Below are 16,181 nucleotides of genomic sequence, written 5' to 3'. Positions count from 1 at the left end.
TATGGCACAGTTGATTAAATTACAGGACTACATTTCAAGATACCAGCGAAACATCTTTCAATACCCGACGAAATATATCCAATTAAAGAAAGAGCAGTGGGAAAAAGCAAGACACGAATTTCTGCATGCAAAAGACACAGGGATAGAGGCAGCATCTCTGGAAGACACGGAACCACTGCGTTCACCTTTCTGGAGACGATGGATGAGAAAAGAAGAAGAAAAACCAGACCATAGACCGGAAGTGGAAGAAAGTCCCGTCAGTATGGCAGAAAGGAAGCAGCAGTTTTTGGATGGTTTATTCTCTCTCCAATTGACTTGGGCTTCCAAAACCCTGGTGGAGAGATCCTTTCTTGCGCCAGAGTACCGGGAGGATGAGCGGCTGAAGTTTTACTTGCAGCGGCTCCCGGATACATATCTCCTTATGTACAGACCGATTGTAACGATCAAAAAGGCTCAGATGGAAATCGAGCCTTTGTTGATCGGACCACACGGGGTCGAATTGATTTATGACCTTTCCGCCATTCCGGGTGAAACGGTTTACCCGAGTGCTGAAAAAGCTTGGTATGTCGAAGAGAATGGAAAGCAGCGCAAAATCATGAACCCGCTTTTGTCATTAAGACGGTCGGAAACCTATGTGAAAAGTGTTTGGAAGAAATATAATATCCATCTTCCTTTTCGAAAAGTGGTGCTTGCACCGCAATGGACGTTCTCCGGCGTGAAAGAACCATTCCAAACAGATTACATAGGTAGAGAACGCTACGCACAGTGGCTGGAAGACAAAAGAAATACAACGTCACCATTCAAGCACGACCAGCTAAAGGCTGCAGAAGCACTGCTGTACCATTGCCGCACATCTTCCGTGAAACGGCCGGAATGGGATGTAGACGAAGAAGAGTCTAGGGAAGAATGAGTTCTTTTGACGGAACGGGGCGCGGTTTATCAATGTAAAATCCTTGACCGTACCCGACTCCCTGGCTCTGCAGCCAGTTCCACTCCTCTACGGTTTCGATTCCTTCCGCAAGCACGTCAATTCCAAGCTTGTCCGCACGCTGCAGTACTTCAAATAAAAACTGTTGTTTGATTGGATCCCCGGCACATCCATTAATGTAGGAACGATCGATTTTCACGATGTCCGGTTGTAGTAGAGAAAGCATTTCTATTGTGCTGTATCCTGCCCCCACATCATCGAGAGCTACACGCATACCGGATGATTTGTACGTATCCAAAATACCTTTCAGGTGCCGAACATCCGTAATTTTTTCTGTTTCCACTACTTCAAAAACAAGGTCTGCCGGATCGATAGAAAATTCCTCCACTATTTGAAAAGTATGCTTTAAACAAAATTCCGGTACATAAATAGTAGATGGAAGGAAATTGATGAAGATGTGCTGCCCCCGCTGTAAATGCTCTGCCTTGGCTTGAACAGCAGCGCGCCGGGCTTTTTGATCCAGCATAGACTGAAGTCCTGAACGTGCAGCGTAATCAAAGAGTTCACCGGGATTTACTTGCCTTCCTTTCGTCCTAAGCAGAGCCTCATATCCAAAAATGCTGCTGTCCTTCATATTGAGGATCGGCTGGAGGTGTGCCTCAAAATCACCTTGATGAATCAAGCTTTCAAGCTCCGGTTGACAAAGCCTCGCAAAGAGGTGCTCGATCGTGATCGGGAATGTTTGAGCCATGGCACCAGAAGACAGATGGATCCATTCTTCCTCCTTCACCCCCTTGGACAGGAGGTCTGCAAGGATGTCTTGCAGGTTTTCTCTGTTTTGGTAGGGAATAATATGTACTCCCTCATCAGCGGGTATACCGCGACGGGACAATTCCGAATGGGCTCGAATGATTAAGGCGCCGTTGTCAGGAATGGTGACTGTTGTACCACAGTACGTGCAATCTTTAGCCATTGGAACTCCTCCTTTCTAATTAATATTATAATAGAATAGTAATCAGCTGCATAATTATACGACTTAAAAATCAGGAGAAATGTCCTATGAATATCATTATCGTGAATCCGGTTGCCGGGAAAGGGAAAGCGGCCAAGATGTATAGGAGGATCCAGAGGGACCATTCCTACAAAGCTGAAAATTGCCGTGCCTTCTTCACACAAGAGGAAGGACATGCAGAACGTATAGCGAGACAGGTAACGGAAATCTATCAAGATACGTTATCATCCATCATCGTGCTGGGTGGAGATGGTACGTTACATGAGGTCGTAAATGGAGCGCGCAGTTATCCCTCTATTCCGATCTGCTTCCTGCCTGCGGGGACAGGGAATGATTTTGCAAGAGGGCTGGGCTTAAGGGAGCGTGGTCTGCCTTTGTTCCGTAATATGATCCGTCGTCCCAGAATTCACCAGCTCCGTTTGGGGTGTTATGACCTTCATGGGAGAAAAAGAAATGGCACCCGCTTGTTTCTTAATAGTATCGGGTTCGGACTTGACGGTAGGATTGCAGGAAGGGTCACAAAATCACGCAATAAAGGAAACCGAAGATTGTTTTCCTCTCTGACCTATCCTGCAGCTTTACTTGCATCGATTAGAAATTCAGCACCGATTACGGTAGACCTGGATATCGACGGCGTCTTTTACCCGGGGCGGGAGATCATGATGCTGACGATTGCCAATCATCCATATTTTGGAGGGGGGATGAAGATAGCGCCGCACGCAGATTTAACTAAAGGAGAGTTTGAGCTGCTGATCCTCGATCCCATATCAAAAAGGAAATTGGCTGTGCTCTTTTTCAGCGTTTTTACAGGGTGGCATGCAAGAATCAAGGAGGTCCACCTGATCAAGGCTAAACGAGTAAAAATAACTTCCCGGGCTGCTGTGCCTTTTCAAGTGGATGGCCAGGCTGGTGAAACGTACACCTGTACAATTGAGAAAGCGCCATCAAAATCGATGATTGCAGGCGATTAAAAGATATTCCTTGAAACTAGACAGAATTATGGGTTAATCTATTCTAAGGTACACGCTCAAAAACGGATGAAAATTAATTTTGGATCGTTACTAAAGTACGATATAATAGATTCAGAAACAATGACGTGATTCAATCACAAGAGGATTTGAGGAATTGAAGGTGAATTGGTTGGAACATATACTTGGTAGTAATTGGACCGTAACACCAGCCGGCGGCTCAACGGGTGAAGCTTATTATGCTCAGACAGAAGGGAAGCGGTTGTTTCTGAAACGTAATTCTTCTCCTTTCCTGGCCGTGTTGTCTGCTGAAGGAATTGTGCCCAAGCTTGTTTGGACCAAACGGTTGGAGAATGGCGATGTCATAACAGCTCAAGAGTGGCTGGAAGGCAGGGAATTGAAGACGGAAGAAATGAAGCATCCTCGAGTTGCCGCATTGCTAAGCAAAATCCATCATTCTTCAGAAATGTTGGATATGTTGATGAGGCTCGGGAAGCATCCATTGACCCCTGCAGAAATTTTGAAGGATCTTAAAGAAAACCAAAAGGTGTTGGATCAGGTCGATCCGAGAATTGAAATTCATCACGCCATCAGGTTCCTAGACAAACATGTCCAAGAAGTGGAATATCATAAGCATGTGGTATGCCATTGTGATACGAATCATAACAATTGGTTGCTGTCTTCGGATGATCGTCTTTATTTAATTGATTGGGACAACGCTATGGTCGCCGACCCTGCTCTCGATCTTGGCATGCTGTTGTACAACTACATTCCGGAAGATCAGTGGGACATGTGGTTGAAGCATTATGGTACAGAACTGGATGATCATATGTACCAGCGAATGAAATGGTACTCCGTATCTCAGTCTCTGTCCTTTATTCAATGGCACCAGATGCGCGGGGAATACGATGAAGCGATGGTTCGGTTGGATAAACTGAAAAGGATTATGAAAAAACATGAAATTCTATGAATACAGCTTGTTGAGACAACGTCCTGTCTTTGCAAGCTGATTTTATTCTTTATATCCATACCAGACAAAGAAAAACCGTTGCCTCAGGCAACGGTTTTTTCAGTCGTTTGTGGTGTATATTTAAGCTTTTTCGCTTTTACTTCTGAGCTGGTAACTTCTTTTAGTTTCTCCAATGGGTAAATGAATAGTGCGTATCCTGCAAACAGTACAGAGAATGCGGCTAAAACCGCCAGTTCCATCGCTTTTACAAGCATGTGAATTGATCATCCTTCCTGCTTATTAGTGTCTCACACGATATTAAGCATAAATCAGAAAGCGTTTACAATGAAAGCATGCCAATCCTTCATAAACAGCACTATCTGTACGTGGTCCTGCATGTAGGGGAAATAGCACCCTTCTCTTGCTATTTCTTCCCTCATGTTCGTGTTTTCACGTCTTCGCTTGCAAATCATAAAAAAGTTTTAAATTTTGCACTCTTCGTGGTACCATACTAACGATAAGAAGGAGGAATACCATACATGCGTTTAAGAAATAAACCGTGGGCGGACGACTTTCTCAGAGAACATGATGAAGTTGTAGTTCAACACCCATTTGATAACAAAGGAAAATGGAAAGAGTTGTTTCAGAACCCTGAACAACCGCTCCATTTAGAAATAGGATCAGGGAAAGGCCAGTTTATTGCCGGAATGGGGAAACAGCATCCGGAAGTAAACTTCGTAGGTTTGGAGTTCGTTAAAAGTGTCATCGTAGGTGCAGTGAAGAAAGTGCTGGCTGCCGAAACGACGAATGTACGAATGGTTAATGAAAATGCAAAGGATTTGCGGGAACTTTTCGATAAAGGGGAAGTGGATCATATTTATTTGAACTTCTCTGACCCTTGGCCGAAGAATAAGCATGAAAAGCGTCGTCTGACGTTCCATACGTTTCTTGAACAATACAAAGAAGTGTTGGTTGAGGAAGGCCGTTTGACGTTGAAAACGGATAATAGAGGGCTGTTTGAATATTCCTTGATCAGCTTTTCCGAATTCGGGATGACTTTGGAAGATGTATCCGTCGATCTTCACGCCGATGAAGATCCTCTCAATGTGACAACAGAATATGAAGAGAAGTTTGCAGCCAAAGGACAGCCTATTTACAGATGCACGGCTAGATTCCTCGGTTGATACCGTTTACAATAGCTCTGGTCTATATGATAGACTAGAGCTATCTTTATAGTTGGAGGGGTGTTGGATGGAAACGATGGAAATCGGCCGTGCTAAATTGACGTGGCTCGACGGCGGCGTCACCCATATGGACGGCGGCGCAATGTTTGGTGTAGTACCGAAGCCTTTGTGGAGTCGCAAGTATCCCGTGAACGAAAACAATCAGATTGAATTGAGGACCGACCCGATTTTGTTGGAAATCGACGGTAAGCGGATGTTGATTGATTCCGGTATCGGTAAGGGAAAGCTTACGGATAAACAAAAACGAAATTATGGTGTATTTCAGGAATCAAACATCCGGAGCTCATTAGAGGAAATGGGCCTCACTTGCGGTGACATAGACGTAGTTCTGATGACACACCTGCACTTTGATCATGCCTGTGGGCTTACCTCTTGGGAGAAAGAAGAACTAGTCCCCACGTTCCCGAATGCGGTTATTTATACGAGTGAAGTGGAATGGGAGGAAATGCGGAATCCGAACATGCGCTCCAAAAATACGTATTGGGAAGCGAATTGGGAACCAGTCCAGCATTTGGTACATACATTTGAGAAGGAGCTGGAAATCGTTCCGGGTCTCCGGTTCATCCATACGAGTGGGCATAGTGACGGACACTCCATCCTCCTTTATGAAGAGGGGGAAGTATGTTTTCTGCATATGGCAGACCTTATGCCGACGCATGCACACCAAAACGTGTTGTGGGCGCTCGCCTATGACGATTACCCGGTGACCTCTGTTCATGAGAAAGAGAAGTGGATGAAGTATGGATATGGGAAACAAGCGTGGTATATCTTTTATCATGATGCCATTTATCGTGCACTGCGTTTCGACGAAGAAGGGAAAGTAACCGAGGAATTAGAGAAGAAGAGCAGGCATGAATACCAAAAGTAGAAAAAAGACCTTCCGCCTGACGGCCGAAGGTCTTCACTGGATTAAGCAGTAGTTTCTGCGACATCTACGATCGTACCGGTTTCCGTATCGATGTAGAACTCAAACTGCGATGTTTCGCCGTCTTTGTTCTTTGCGATACCTCCACGGTACACATCATAGTGGATGCCGTTTTTGTTCAGTTCTTCCGGCTGCATGTACACCCATGAACCACTGATAGGTCCCTGTTTCTTAAATGCTTCCTTGGCGATTTTCAAAGCTTTCTCTGGTGTGACACCTTGACTATTGCTTACTTGTTCTTTGATTACGTAGCCAGCCAATGCTCCTACACCGGCAGCTATTGCAACTTTTTTCCAGTTCATTTGTTAATCACCTCATAACTGATTTCTGCTACCCAGTATACTAAATATTCCCGATAAAAGTAAAACAAAACTATGCTCCTGTGGCGGATTTGTAGAAACGGTTTCAAAATTCCGGTAAAATAAGAGCAGAAGGATAAAAAGGAGAGGTACATATGAATCAAGAAACACGCACTCTTTTTAAGACATTGACAGAGCTCCCTGGTGCACCGGGGAACGAACATCTTGTACGTTCATTTATGAAGGAGGAGCTGGGTAAATATTCAGATTCTATCGTTCAGGACAACTTGGGCGGCGTTTTTGGTGTCAAAGAAGGCGAAGGCCCGACCGTAATGGTTGCAGGTCATATGGATGAAGTAGGATTCATGGTAACTCAAATCACGGGTAACGGGATGCTTCGGTTCCAGCCGCTCGGAGGTTGGTGGAACCAGGTAATGCTGGCACAGCGTGTCCAAATCATTACCGACAAGGGACCGGTAGTCGGAGTTATCGGCTCCATTCCTCCTCACAATCTCACACCGGAACAAAGGAAGCGGCCGATGGAAGTAAAAAATATGATGATCGACATCGGTGCGGATGACAGGGAAGACGCGGAGAAAATCGGCATCAAACCGGGCCAGCCGATTGTACCGATCTGTCCTTTTACTCCTATGGCTAATGAGAAGAAGATCATGGCGAAAGCATGGGATAACCGGTACGGATGTGGTTTGTCCATTGAGCTGTTAAAAGAACTGCAGGGGGAAAAGCTTCCAAACAAATTATACTCTGGCGCTACGGTCCAGGAAGAAGTCGGTCTGAGGGGAGCTCAAGTTGCTGCCAATATGATCAATCCGGATATTTTCTATGCGCTGGATGCTTCTCCTGCAAACGATATGAGTGGAGATAAGAAGGAATTCGGTCAACTTGGTAAAGGGGCGCTTCTCCGTATTTTCGACCGGACAATGATTACTCATAAAGGTATGCGAGATTTCATTTTGGATACAGCGGAAACGAACGATATTCCGTATCAATACTTTATTTCCCAAGGTGGAACGGATGCCGGCAGGGTCCACATGTCTAATAATGGAGTCCCTTCTGCTGTCGTCGGAATATGCTCCCGATACATTCATACTTCCTCGTCCATCATTCACGTGGATGATTACGCAGCAGCAAAAGAGTTGATTGTGAAGCTCGTACGCTCTACAGATCAGAATACGCTGGACCAAATAAAACAAAATGGCTGAGTTTCTTTAAAGTCACGCGTGCTGATTTCAGCCTGCGTGACTTTGTGCTAGAATAGGATAGCAAAAAAGTATGAAACGTAAAGAATAAGCTAATCAGAGAAAATGAAAGGTGTATCTAACGTGAAAATATATGTAGGATCAAAGAATCCAACGAAAGTAGAATCGGTTAAACGCATATTTCCGGAGATGGAAATCGTGGGAATCGACGTAGAGTCTAAAGTGGCTGCTCAGCCTTTTTCTGATGAAGAGACATTGGAAGGTGCCATTAATCGTGCCCGAGAATGTGCCTCCCAGAATAAAGCAGACCTCGGCATCGGCCTTGAAGGCGGCGTGATGGAAATCGAGGATGATCTCTATCTTTGTAATTGGGGAGCGCTCGTAGATGAGAAAGAGAATGTATACACCGCGAGCGGTGCCAGAATCATGCTTCCGGAAGAAATTAAAGCCGGCCTGGAAAGAGGAAAAGAACTGGGCGAACTGATGGATGTATATGCAGATAAGCACGAGGTCCGAAAAAATGAAGGGGCTGTCGGCATTTTTACAAATGGGATCATCGATCGTGCCGAAATGTTCACCCACGTAGTGAAACTTTTGAAGGGGCAGTGGGAATACGACAGACAGATGAACAAATAAAAAAAGCGCGGATGCCGAATGGCTCCGCGCTTTTTTTATTCGTACACGTAGGCGAGAACTTCTAAAGCCTCTTCCATGGTTTCGACCGTCACATCTGCTTTATTCGAGAGTTCCTTCAATGGGTGTATTAACGACTCAGGGCGAATAAGGATCAGTGGTTTCTGCAGATGGATCGCTGCACTTGCATCCATAGCCGTATTCCATTGTTTGTACGATTCACCGAATAATGCAATGACGGCGTCTGATTTGTTCAAGAGAACCTGTGTGCGGAAGTTGTTCACGCTGGAAGCTGCGTCATCCCGGTACAGTTTGTCCGGCTGCTTTCCGAGTATGGCTTCTCCGATATCATCAGAACGATCGTGGTTTTCCTGTGGTCCTACGAAGTGAATCGGCAGCCCTTTTTCCTCTGCTTTCTTTTTCAATTGAAGGCGCCAGTCGTCATGAATCTGTCCCGCTAAGTAAACGGTTAACTCCATTTTATCTCCTCCCATTTTATACCTTTCTAACCAGTATGCGAAAGAAAACGTATTCTGTCCAGTATGGCAGCTTCGTGGAATAACTCCCTGCCGTAAGCTCATACTAGGATGTGGTACAAAATACTTCATACTGGTGTATTTACACATGTAAATAAAAATTGTATGATAAAGGGCGGAATCATACGGGAGGGATGGCAGTGAAAGATTTTCTAACAAGAAAAGGAGTACATATATCGGTTCAATCATATTTGATAACCGCCCTCAGCTATATGGCGCTTGGGTTGTTTTCATCCTTGATCATCGGATTAATTATCAAGACGCTTGGTGAACAAACAAGTCTTGGTCCCCTTTCGCAGTCGTTTATAGAAATGGGTACGCTTGCGATGGATACGAAGATATGGGGAGGTGCAATCGGAGCGGCGATTGCTTATGGATTAAAAGCACCTCCTTTAGTCATTTTTGCAGCTTTGTTCAGCGGAGCGGCCGGGGCGGAGGCCGGCGGTCCGGCGGGGAGCTATATCGCTGCTCTCGCTGCCACAGAATTTGGTAAACTAGTAAGCAAAGAAACGAAAATTGATATTATTCTCACGCCGTTCATCACGATCGTTATCGGATTTATGGTCGGCTCTTGGATCGGAGCTCCGATCGGTGGTTTTATGACGGGGCTAGGAGAAGTCATCAATTGGGCAACGCAGCAGCAGCCGTTGTGGATGGGAATCGTTGTCGCTGTCTTGATGGGCCTGGCATTGACGGCTCCGATTTCCAGCCTTGCCATTGCCCTTATGCTGTCACTCGATGGCGTAGCAGCCGGAGCGGCGACCGTGGGCTGCGCTGCCCAGATGATCGGGTTCGCGACCATCAGTTATCGAGATAACGGCATAGGAGGAGCGCTTGCTCAGGGAATCGGAACGTCGATGCTTCAAGTAGCGAACATTGTAAAACATCCGCTGATCCTTCTTCCTCCAACGATCGCTGGTGCTGTGCTGGCACCTGTGGCAACCGTATGGCTTACAATGGAAAATAATGCAGCAGGGGCTGGAATGGGAACAAGCGGCTTTGTAGGTCAAATCATGACATTCGAAACGATGGGATTCTCCTGGAGTGTTTTTGGCATGATCCTCTTCCTTCACCTGATCGGTCCGGCTTTGATCAGCTATATTATTGCCATCGCCTTCCGGAGGAAAGGGTGGATCAAGCCGGGAGACATGACGATTGATTATGAGTGAACGTGTGCTAAAATAGCATCGGAGGTGTTCCACAATGATTACATTAGAATCTGATCAACAATTGAAAGATTTGATAGAAGAGAAACCGGTTATCCTGCTGTTTTCTGCAGACTGGTGTCCGGACTGTCGGGTAATTGAACCGTTTCTTCCGGAATTGGAAGAAAAATATGCTGATTGGACCTTCGTTTACGTAGACCGTGATCAATTCATCCACGTCTGCGCCGAAAACGATGTCTTCGGAATTCCGAGTTTCCTTGCTTTCCGTGATGGGGAAGAAGTAGGAAGGTTCGTCAGCAAAGATCGTAAATCTCAAGAAGAGATTGAGGACTTTCTCATACAAGTAAGCAGATAATTCATAGGACAAACAAACGGACGTGTTTTACAGAAACACGTCCGTTTTTACTTGTTGAGGGGCACGGTGAAAAATAGACAGCATAAGGCGAAACGTTTTGTGATGGATCACTTTACCGTTTCCTTTTTATTAATGCTTTTTTGTGTGTATAATAAGAGGCAGTGAAATTCGAAGAAACGTCGATTTCTTCCAGTGTAGAAGGAGGAAATATTATGAAGATGACAAGTATTAAATTGAAGAAAAAATTGGAAGAACGCTTAAATCATGCAGAATGGAAGACGGTCTTTAACAGGGATAAAGATACGTTTCGTGTAGAATGGGCAGAAACCGGTAAGGGCATTACCATCACTCTCCCGAACGTCATTGCTAAATTCCAGCAGCGCGGAGAGGAAGCTCTTGACGAGTTGGAAGATAATGTTCAGGAAGCCCTCCGGGTCATGAATGAAGAACATACGCTCTCCGGGAAAGAGAAGCAGATCTATCCAGTCATCCGAGCGGCTTCCTTCCCTACAGAGGACAAGGGAAAGCAGCTTGTATATGCGGAACACACAGCGGAGACAAGAATCTATTATGCACTGGATTTGGGTAAGTCCTATAAACTGATTGATGAAGACATGCTGCAAGAAGAAGGATGGTCTCTCGATCGGATCAAGGAAGTGGCGGGATTTAATGTTCGCTCCCTGCCGGTGGAGATGAAGAAGGATACCGTCTATGGCAATGATTTTTACTTCCATTCCGCACGTGACGGCTACGATGCCAGCCGAATTCTCAATGAAGCACTACTCGAAAAACTGAAAGCCGAATGTAAGGGAGAGCTTGCTATCAGCATCCCGCATCAGGACGTCATTATTTTTGCGGATGTCCAAAACCCCGAGGGTTATGATATATTAGCTCAGATGGCTATGAAATTCTTTGCGGAAGGAACGGTTCCTGTCACTTCCCTGTCCTTCTTATATGAGGATAAAGAACTGGAGCCGATTTTCATCCTGGCGCAGAAGAAACCGAAACGAGACCGAAAGGAAGATTAATATGCACGTATTTTACAATCGTCAAGGAATCGGAGATGTTCTGATCATCCCTGTTAAAGAGGGAGATCGCGAAGAAATCAAACAGGAAGCATTTGGAGATGTGGTGAAGATCACGGACAAAAGGGACGGATCGCTTTTAGGCTACAATATATTCAACGCTTCGGAATACTTCAACCTTGAAGGTCAGGGAAAGATCAGACTTACCGAAGAGATGCTTGCCCCGATTAAAGATCTTTTCACGAAAAACCAATTGAACGACGTCCTCAATTTCGATCTATCCCCGAAATTCGTTGTCGGATTTGTGAAAGAGAAGGCACCCCATGAGAATGCGGACAAGTTAAGCGTCTGCCAAGTGGATGTAGGAGAAGAGACGCTTCAAATTGTCTGTGGTGCCCCAAACGTAGCAGAGGGTCAAAAAGTGGTCGTTGCTAAAGTAGGAGCGACGATGCCAAGCGGAATGAAGATTAAAGACGCTAAGTTGAGAGGAGTTCCTTCTTCCGGTATGATTTGTTCCGCCAAAGAGCTGGATCTGCCGGACGCTCCGAAAGAAAAAGGCATTCTAGTGCTGGAGGACCATTACGAAGTCGGTCAGACTTTTGAAGTTTAATGGAAGCACATGTCGAATTTAAGCAAAGTAGCCTAGCTGCTTTGCTTTTTTTGATTCAAAAGTCATTTTTAAAGGGAATGTAAAGCAATACATGCTGTAAACCTGTTAAAATAGGGATAATCATGCTTTTGAAAAGAGAGGGAACGTAATGTGGAAAGACATTAAAAGCAAAATGAAAAAATGGTTTGAAAATGATGAGGCAGAAGAGAAGAAGCCGTTACATAATAAAGACGAACGATTTACGAATGAACGCCAGGAAGTCAATGCAAGGACGAAGATGACGTATCGTTATCCAAAACAGGGGGAGTTTCGTTTTCCTGTCATTCCGGATCGTCCAAAACATCCCTCCGCATCGGTGGAGGAGGAAGAAAAACCATTAGAGAACCGTCCTGTCAGAAGGCAGCGTCCTTTTGGGGAACAGAAGAAACAGGAAGAACCTGTGCGAAGAAAGCAGCGAAAACAGGAGGAAGAACAGGAACTGCCGGAAACAACATCGGTACCGTTTACTCCTACAGATGTGCCGTCGCCGATCTATGGGTACCAGGCCAGACAAATGACGAAGGGCTTGGAAACACTGGAGTATGCAGTAGAAGAAGAGCAGCAGAAAGGGTTCTATACTAACTCCTATGACGAGAAGCAATGGCAGGAGTTAAGAAAACGTATGAGGATTCGGATGGATGAACCGGAGCCTCAGAGACCGGTGACAGAATCAGAAAACCAGCTCCCTACCGTGGAAGAGCTTGCGGATGAAGAGATAAAAGAAAAAAGTAACGTAGAAGAAGCAGCCTCCTTGGAACTCGAGACTCCTCAAGAAGAAGCGGCACGTGGGGACGATATGGAATCGTTTCAGAAAGCAGTACAGGGGTTCGATGAGGCTTCCGATGAGCCGTCACAAGTAGAGACTCCAGCACGCTCAGAAGAGGTAGACTCGAAGGAAAACGATCCGTTGGAAGCGCACGAATCCGAACCACTTATAGACAGGGAACCGGAGGAACCTTTCACGGGTCTGCTGATGTTGGATGAAGAGGAAGTGCCTGAGACGGAAGAAGGTGCAGATGAAGATGTGGAACAGCCGTTGGAGGACCCCGCCCCTTCTTATCAGGACTCCGTGTCAGAAGCAGACCTACCTGTCAGTCATGATGAAGAAGAGGTTTATGAGGGCGATTCATCACGGATACGGGAAGAGGAAATGATTACAGAAGAAGAGCTTGTAGATCGAGTGGAAACAGAGGATAACTCAATAGCAGAAACGCCTGAGTCCACCATTCCTTCCATGACGGAAGAGGATGAAAACTTTTCTGAGGACAAGCCTGAAGATCATGAAGCCGTGGAAGTGTCCGATGAAAAGCCTGTCGAGGAGAAGCCGAAGCGGCGTGTGCCATTCAACGTATTAATGACTCCTAGAGACAAAAGGACCCGGGATCATCAGCCGGTACCGCCTCAGAACAAGAAAGTAGAATTGAAGGAAGAGGAACGGAAAGTGGAATCGAATCGAGAAATGAAACAAGATTCTCTTCCACAGGAAACGGATGATAAACCCGGACATGTAAGAGAAGAATACGTTACTCCTCTTCATCTGCTGGAGGATCCGGTCCGTCCTACTTCAGATGATGACAGCTGGATTAAAGAACAGATGGAGCTTTTGGAAACGACGCTGCGTCATTTCCATGTACGCGCAAACGTCGTCAATGCAATGAAAGGCCCGACGGTTACCAGATTTGAAGTGCAGCCGGAGCCGGGTGTGAAAGTAAGCAAAATAACCAACCTCGCTGATGACATTAAATTAAGCATGGCAGCGAAAGATATTCGTATCGAAGCCCCTATTCCGGGGAAACAGGCGGTTGGAATCGAAGTACCTAATAAACGCTCTCAGATGGTGGGACTCCAGGAAATTTTTGAATCAGAAGCTTTCCAGGAAGATCCATCACCGCTTGCGGTTGGTCTCGGTCTCGATATCGGCGGTGATTCCATCGTGACCAATTTGAAGAAAATGCCACACGGACTCATTGCGGGAGCGACTGGTTCAGGAAAGAGTGTATGTATCAACACGATTTTGATCAGTTTATTATATAAAGCCCACCATGAGGATGTTAAGTTCATGCTGATTGATCCAAAGATGGTGGAGCTCGCACCATACAATGATCTTCCGCACCTTGTCTCCCCTGTGATCACGGATGTGAAGGCAGCAACAACTGCTTTGAAATGGGCAGTGAAAGAGATGGAAGAGCGATATGAGAAATTCGTGAAGGAAGGCGTTCGGGATGTGGAACGCTATAATGATAAAATCATGAAGCAAGGGCGTAAATCAGAGAAGATGCCGTATCTGGTCATTGTCATCGATGAGCTTGCCGACCTCATGATGATGTCCCCGCAGGATGTCGAGGATGCGATCTGCAGAATCGCCCAAAAGGCAAGGGCATGTGGAATTCATCTGCTTCTTGCCACGCAGCGTCCTTCTGTGGATGTTATTACAGGATTAATCAAAGCAAATATACCGACAAGAATTGCTTTCAGTGTTTCATCTCAAGTCGATTCCAGAACAATCATCGACTCTTCCGGAGCGGAAAAACTGCTGGGTAAGGGAGATATGCTGTTCGTTGAAAACGGTTCGGGCCAGCCATTGCGAATACAGGGGGCTTTCGTTTCCGATGACGAAATTGAACGCGTGACTGCCTACGTCAAAAAGGTGGCTCCACCGCAGTATTTGTTCCATCAGGATGAACTGATCCAGCAGGTGGCATCGGAAGAGGACACGGATGAGCTGTTTGATGAAGCTGTTTCCTTTGTTGTCGAACAGAACGGTGCGAGCGCTTCACTCATCCAGCGACGATTTAAAGTCGGGTATAACCGTGCTGCCAGACTGATTGATCAAATGGAAACATACGGGATTATTTCTGAACAAAAAGGAAGCAAGCCGAGAGACATTTTATTGACGAGGCAGCAGATCGACGAAATGATGGAGTGATACCAGCTTGGAAGGAAAGGCTTGTGTATTACTTCTCAATTATATATGATGGTCTAAGAATGTATTTTTCAAGATACAAACGACCTAATGTTTAAGGAGTAAAGTCATGAAAGAAATTTCACGCAAGTTGAATGGCGAGATCAGCCGACTGACGAACAAGACATTCAAGTTTGATGAACGAGCCGGAGAGGGATGGTTTTCAGCCGTCTATTTCCTGAAGACCAGGGATATTGTAGAAAATCATCTTCCGGAAAACCAGGTGACGATGCAGTTTTTCCAGAAAGACCATGCCGTCTTATGCGGGACGGATGAAGTGATTGCTCTTATCCATACGTTTGCCGATCATCCAGAGGAACTGGAGATCCACTCTTTGAAGGACGGGGATAAGATCGTACCTTATGAAACGGTGTTGACGGTTACAGGTCCTTATCAATATTTCGGCTTTCTGGAAGGGATGATTGATGGGATTCTTGCCAGGCGTACATCTGTTGCGACGAACGTGTACAATGTCGTAAAAGCAGCCCGTACATCAGGGAAGCAGAAGCCGATCATCTTCATGGGAGACAGGGATGATCATTTCACCCAGCAATCTGGTGACGGTTATTCTGCTTTTATCGGCGGATCGACAGCTCAAGCAACCCATGCCATGAACGAATGGTGGGGGAAAGAGGGCATGGGGACGATGCCTCATGCATTGATTCAGATGTTTCAGGGGGATGTCGTTGCGGCTACGAAAGCTTACCACGAACAGTTTCCTGACGATCAGCTGATGGCGCTTGTCGATTATAATAATGACGTCATTTCAGACTCCTTGAAAGTAGCGCGGGAATTCGGAGAAGAATTGAAAGGGGTGCGCCTCGATACATCCAGGAATCTTGTGGATAAATACTTCTTGAGAAACCAGCACCTTATGGGTACCTTTGATCCCAGGGGAGTGAATCCCGAATTGATTTTTGCACTAAGACGAGCTCTTGACCAGGAGGGATATCGTCATGTGAAAATCGTCGTAAGCGGCGGGTTTACGAAGGAGCGGATCAAAGCATTCGAAGAGCAGGAAGTTCCAGTCGATATGTACGGTGTAGGCGGGAGCCTTCTTAAAATCAATATTGGTTTCACTGGTGATAATGTCATCATAAACGGCAAACCTGAGGCGAAAGAAGGACGCAGATATAAGCCGAATTCCAGGTTGGAACGCGTGGAATTTATTGGGGATGACCAGTGAGGATATGGGTGGGCACGAACGTTCAACGTTTGTGCCTTTTGATTTTGTCTTCCCCACTTTTTCTTCGCTTCGGAACGTGGTAAGATAAGAAAGCGCAAAGATTAACAGATGTAACTGGAAGCGA

17 protein-coding genes are annotated in these 16,181 nt (G+C 45.8%); 13 read left to right on the top strand and 4 right to left on the bottom strand.

Annotated features, from left to right (window positions below; translation table 11 throughout):
* Position 1: 1 nt before the first annotated feature.
* On the top strand, positions 2–910 hold the full coding sequence (locus tag QRD89_RS13295; protein ID WP_286095434.1) for a nuclease-related domain-containing protein: 909 nt from the start codon (positions 2–4) through the stop codon (positions 908–910).
* Here QRD89_RS13295 and QRD89_RS13290 read toward each other — a convergent pair.
* On the bottom strand, positions 897–1,901 hold the full coding sequence (locus QRD89_RS13290) for an EAL domain-containing protein (RefSeq protein ID WP_286095433.1): 1,005 nt from the start codon (positions 1,899–1,901) through the stop codon (positions 897–899). The genes QRD89_RS13295 and QRD89_RS13290 overlap by 14 nt on opposite strands.
* An 86-nt stretch (positions 1,902–1,987) precedes the next feature.
* On the opposite strand from QRD89_RS13290, the gene QRD89_RS13285 reads away from it, so the two are divergent.
* Together QRD89_RS13285 and QRD89_RS13280 are read left to right on the top strand one after the other, a co-directional pair.
* The gene (locus QRD89_RS13285; protein ID WP_026577079.1) at positions 1,988–2,911 is read left to right on the top strand and encodes a diacylglycerol/lipid kinase family protein; all 924 of its coding nucleotides are present in this window, start codon (positions 1,988–1,990) and stop codon (positions 2,909–2,911) included.
* Positions 2,912–3,065: 154 nt separating this feature from the next.
* Positions 3,066–3,878, top strand: a complete 813-nt coding sequence (locus tag QRD89_RS13280) for a phosphotransferase family protein (protein WP_008635479.1) — start codon at positions 3,066–3,068, stop codon at positions 3,876–3,878.
* 83 nt (positions 3,879–3,961) lie between these two features.
* Here the strand turns inward: QRD89_RS13280 and QRD89_RS13275 are convergent, their stop codons facing one another.
* Positions 3,962–4,132: a hypothetical protein gene (locus tag QRD89_RS13275; protein ID WP_008635471.1), complete on the bottom strand. Its 171-nt coding sequence runs from the start codon at positions 4,130–4,132 to the stop codon at positions 3,962–3,964.
* A gap of 264 nt (positions 4,133–4,396) precedes the next feature.
* Between QRD89_RS13275 and trmB the strand changes: the two genes are divergently transcribed.
* Complete coding sequence (trmB, locus tag QRD89_RS13270; RefSeq protein ID WP_008635467.1) at positions 4,397–5,041, top strand: tRNA (guanosine(46)-N7)-methyltransferase TrmB; 645 nt, start codon at positions 4,397–4,399, stop codon at positions 5,039–5,041.
* A 67-nt stretch (positions 5,042–5,108) separates the two neighbouring features.
* Positions 5,109–5,969, top strand: a complete 861-nt coding sequence (locus tag QRD89_RS13265; RefSeq protein ID WP_286095432.1) for a YtnP family quorum-quenching lactonase — start codon at positions 5,109–5,111, stop codon at positions 5,967–5,969.
* A 41-nt stretch (positions 5,970–6,010) separates the two neighbouring features.
* Here the strand turns inward: QRD89_RS13265 and QRD89_RS13260 are convergent, their stop codons facing one another.
* The gene (locus tag QRD89_RS13260; RefSeq protein WP_008635462.1) at positions 6,011–6,328 is read right to left on the bottom strand and encodes a PepSY domain-containing protein; all 318 of its coding nucleotides are present in this window, start codon (positions 6,326–6,328) and stop codon (positions 6,011–6,013) included.
* 152 nt (positions 6,329–6,480) lie between these two features.
* Here QRD89_RS13260 and QRD89_RS13255 point away from each other — a divergent pair, with 152 nt between their 5' ends.
* Together QRD89_RS13255 and QRD89_RS13250 are read left to right on the top strand one after the other, a co-directional pair.
* Positions 6,481–7,548, top strand: a complete 1,068-nt coding sequence (locus tag QRD89_RS13255) for a M42 family metallopeptidase (RefSeq protein WP_062514051.1) — start codon at positions 6,481–6,483, stop codon at positions 7,546–7,548.
* A gap of 120 nt (positions 7,549–7,668) precedes the next feature.
* Positions 7,669–8,181, top strand: a complete 513-nt coding sequence (locus QRD89_RS13250) for a DUF84 family protein (protein WP_008635459.1) — start codon at positions 7,669–7,671, stop codon at positions 8,179–8,181.
* 35 nt (positions 8,182–8,216) lie between these two features.
* On the opposite strand, the gene QRD89_RS13245 is transcribed toward QRD89_RS13250, so the two are convergent.
* Complete coding sequence (locus tag QRD89_RS13245; RefSeq protein WP_026577085.1) at positions 8,217–8,657, bottom strand: YtoQ family protein; 441 nt, start codon at positions 8,655–8,657, stop codon at positions 8,217–8,219.
* A gap of 197 nt (positions 8,658–8,854) precedes the next feature.
* On the opposite strand from QRD89_RS13245, the gene QRD89_RS13240 reads away from it, so the two are divergent.
* The 6 genes from QRD89_RS13240 (at position 8,855) to QRD89_RS13215 (ending at position 16,057) form a co-directional block, all read left to right on the top strand.
* Positions 8,855–9,883 carry a PTS sugar transporter subunit IIC gene (locus QRD89_RS13240; RefSeq protein ID WP_026577086.1) on the top strand — a complete coding sequence of 343 codons (1,029 nt, stop codon included), beginning with the start codon at positions 8,855–8,857 and terminating at the stop codon, positions 9,881–9,883.
* A gap of 34 nt (positions 9,884–9,917) precedes the next feature.
* Positions 9,918–10,235: a thioredoxin family protein gene (locus tag QRD89_RS13235; protein ID WP_008635452.1), complete on the top strand. Its 318-nt coding sequence runs from the start codon at positions 9,918–9,920 to the stop codon at positions 10,233–10,235.
* A 212-nt stretch (positions 10,236–10,447) separates the two neighbouring features.
* Positions 10,448–11,263 carry a DUF1444 domain-containing protein gene (locus QRD89_RS13230; RefSeq protein WP_286095431.1) on the top strand — a complete coding sequence of 272 codons (816 nt, stop codon included), beginning with the start codon at positions 10,448–10,450 and terminating at the stop codon, positions 11,261–11,263.
* A gap of 1 nt (position 11,264) precedes the next feature.
* Complete coding sequence (gene ytpR / locus QRD89_RS13225; protein ID WP_008635448.1) at positions 11,265–11,870, top strand: YtpR family tRNA-binding protein; 606 nt, start codon at positions 11,265–11,267, stop codon at positions 11,868–11,870.
* Between the two features lie 148 nt (positions 11,871–12,018).
* Positions 12,019–14,835, top strand: coding sequence for a DNA translocase FtsK (locus QRD89_RS13220; RefSeq protein ID WP_286095430.1), 2,817 nt, complete (start codon positions 12,019–12,021; stop codon positions 14,833–14,835).
* A gap of 106 nt (positions 14,836–14,941) precedes the next feature.
* Positions 14,942–16,057, top strand: a complete 1,116-nt coding sequence (locus QRD89_RS13215) for a nicotinate phosphoribosyltransferase (RefSeq protein WP_008635446.1) — start codon at positions 14,942–14,944, stop codon at positions 16,055–16,057.
* Positions 16,058–16,181: the final 124 nt, after the last annotated feature.

The organism is Halobacillus sp. ACCC02827, assembly GCF_030291935.1.
Classification (GTDB): domain Bacteria; phylum Bacillota; class Bacilli; order Bacillales; family Halobacillaceae; genus Halobacillus.
The sequence above is the reverse complement of the archived record's forward strand: the minus strand, read 5'-3'. Positions and strand labels throughout refer to the sequence as shown.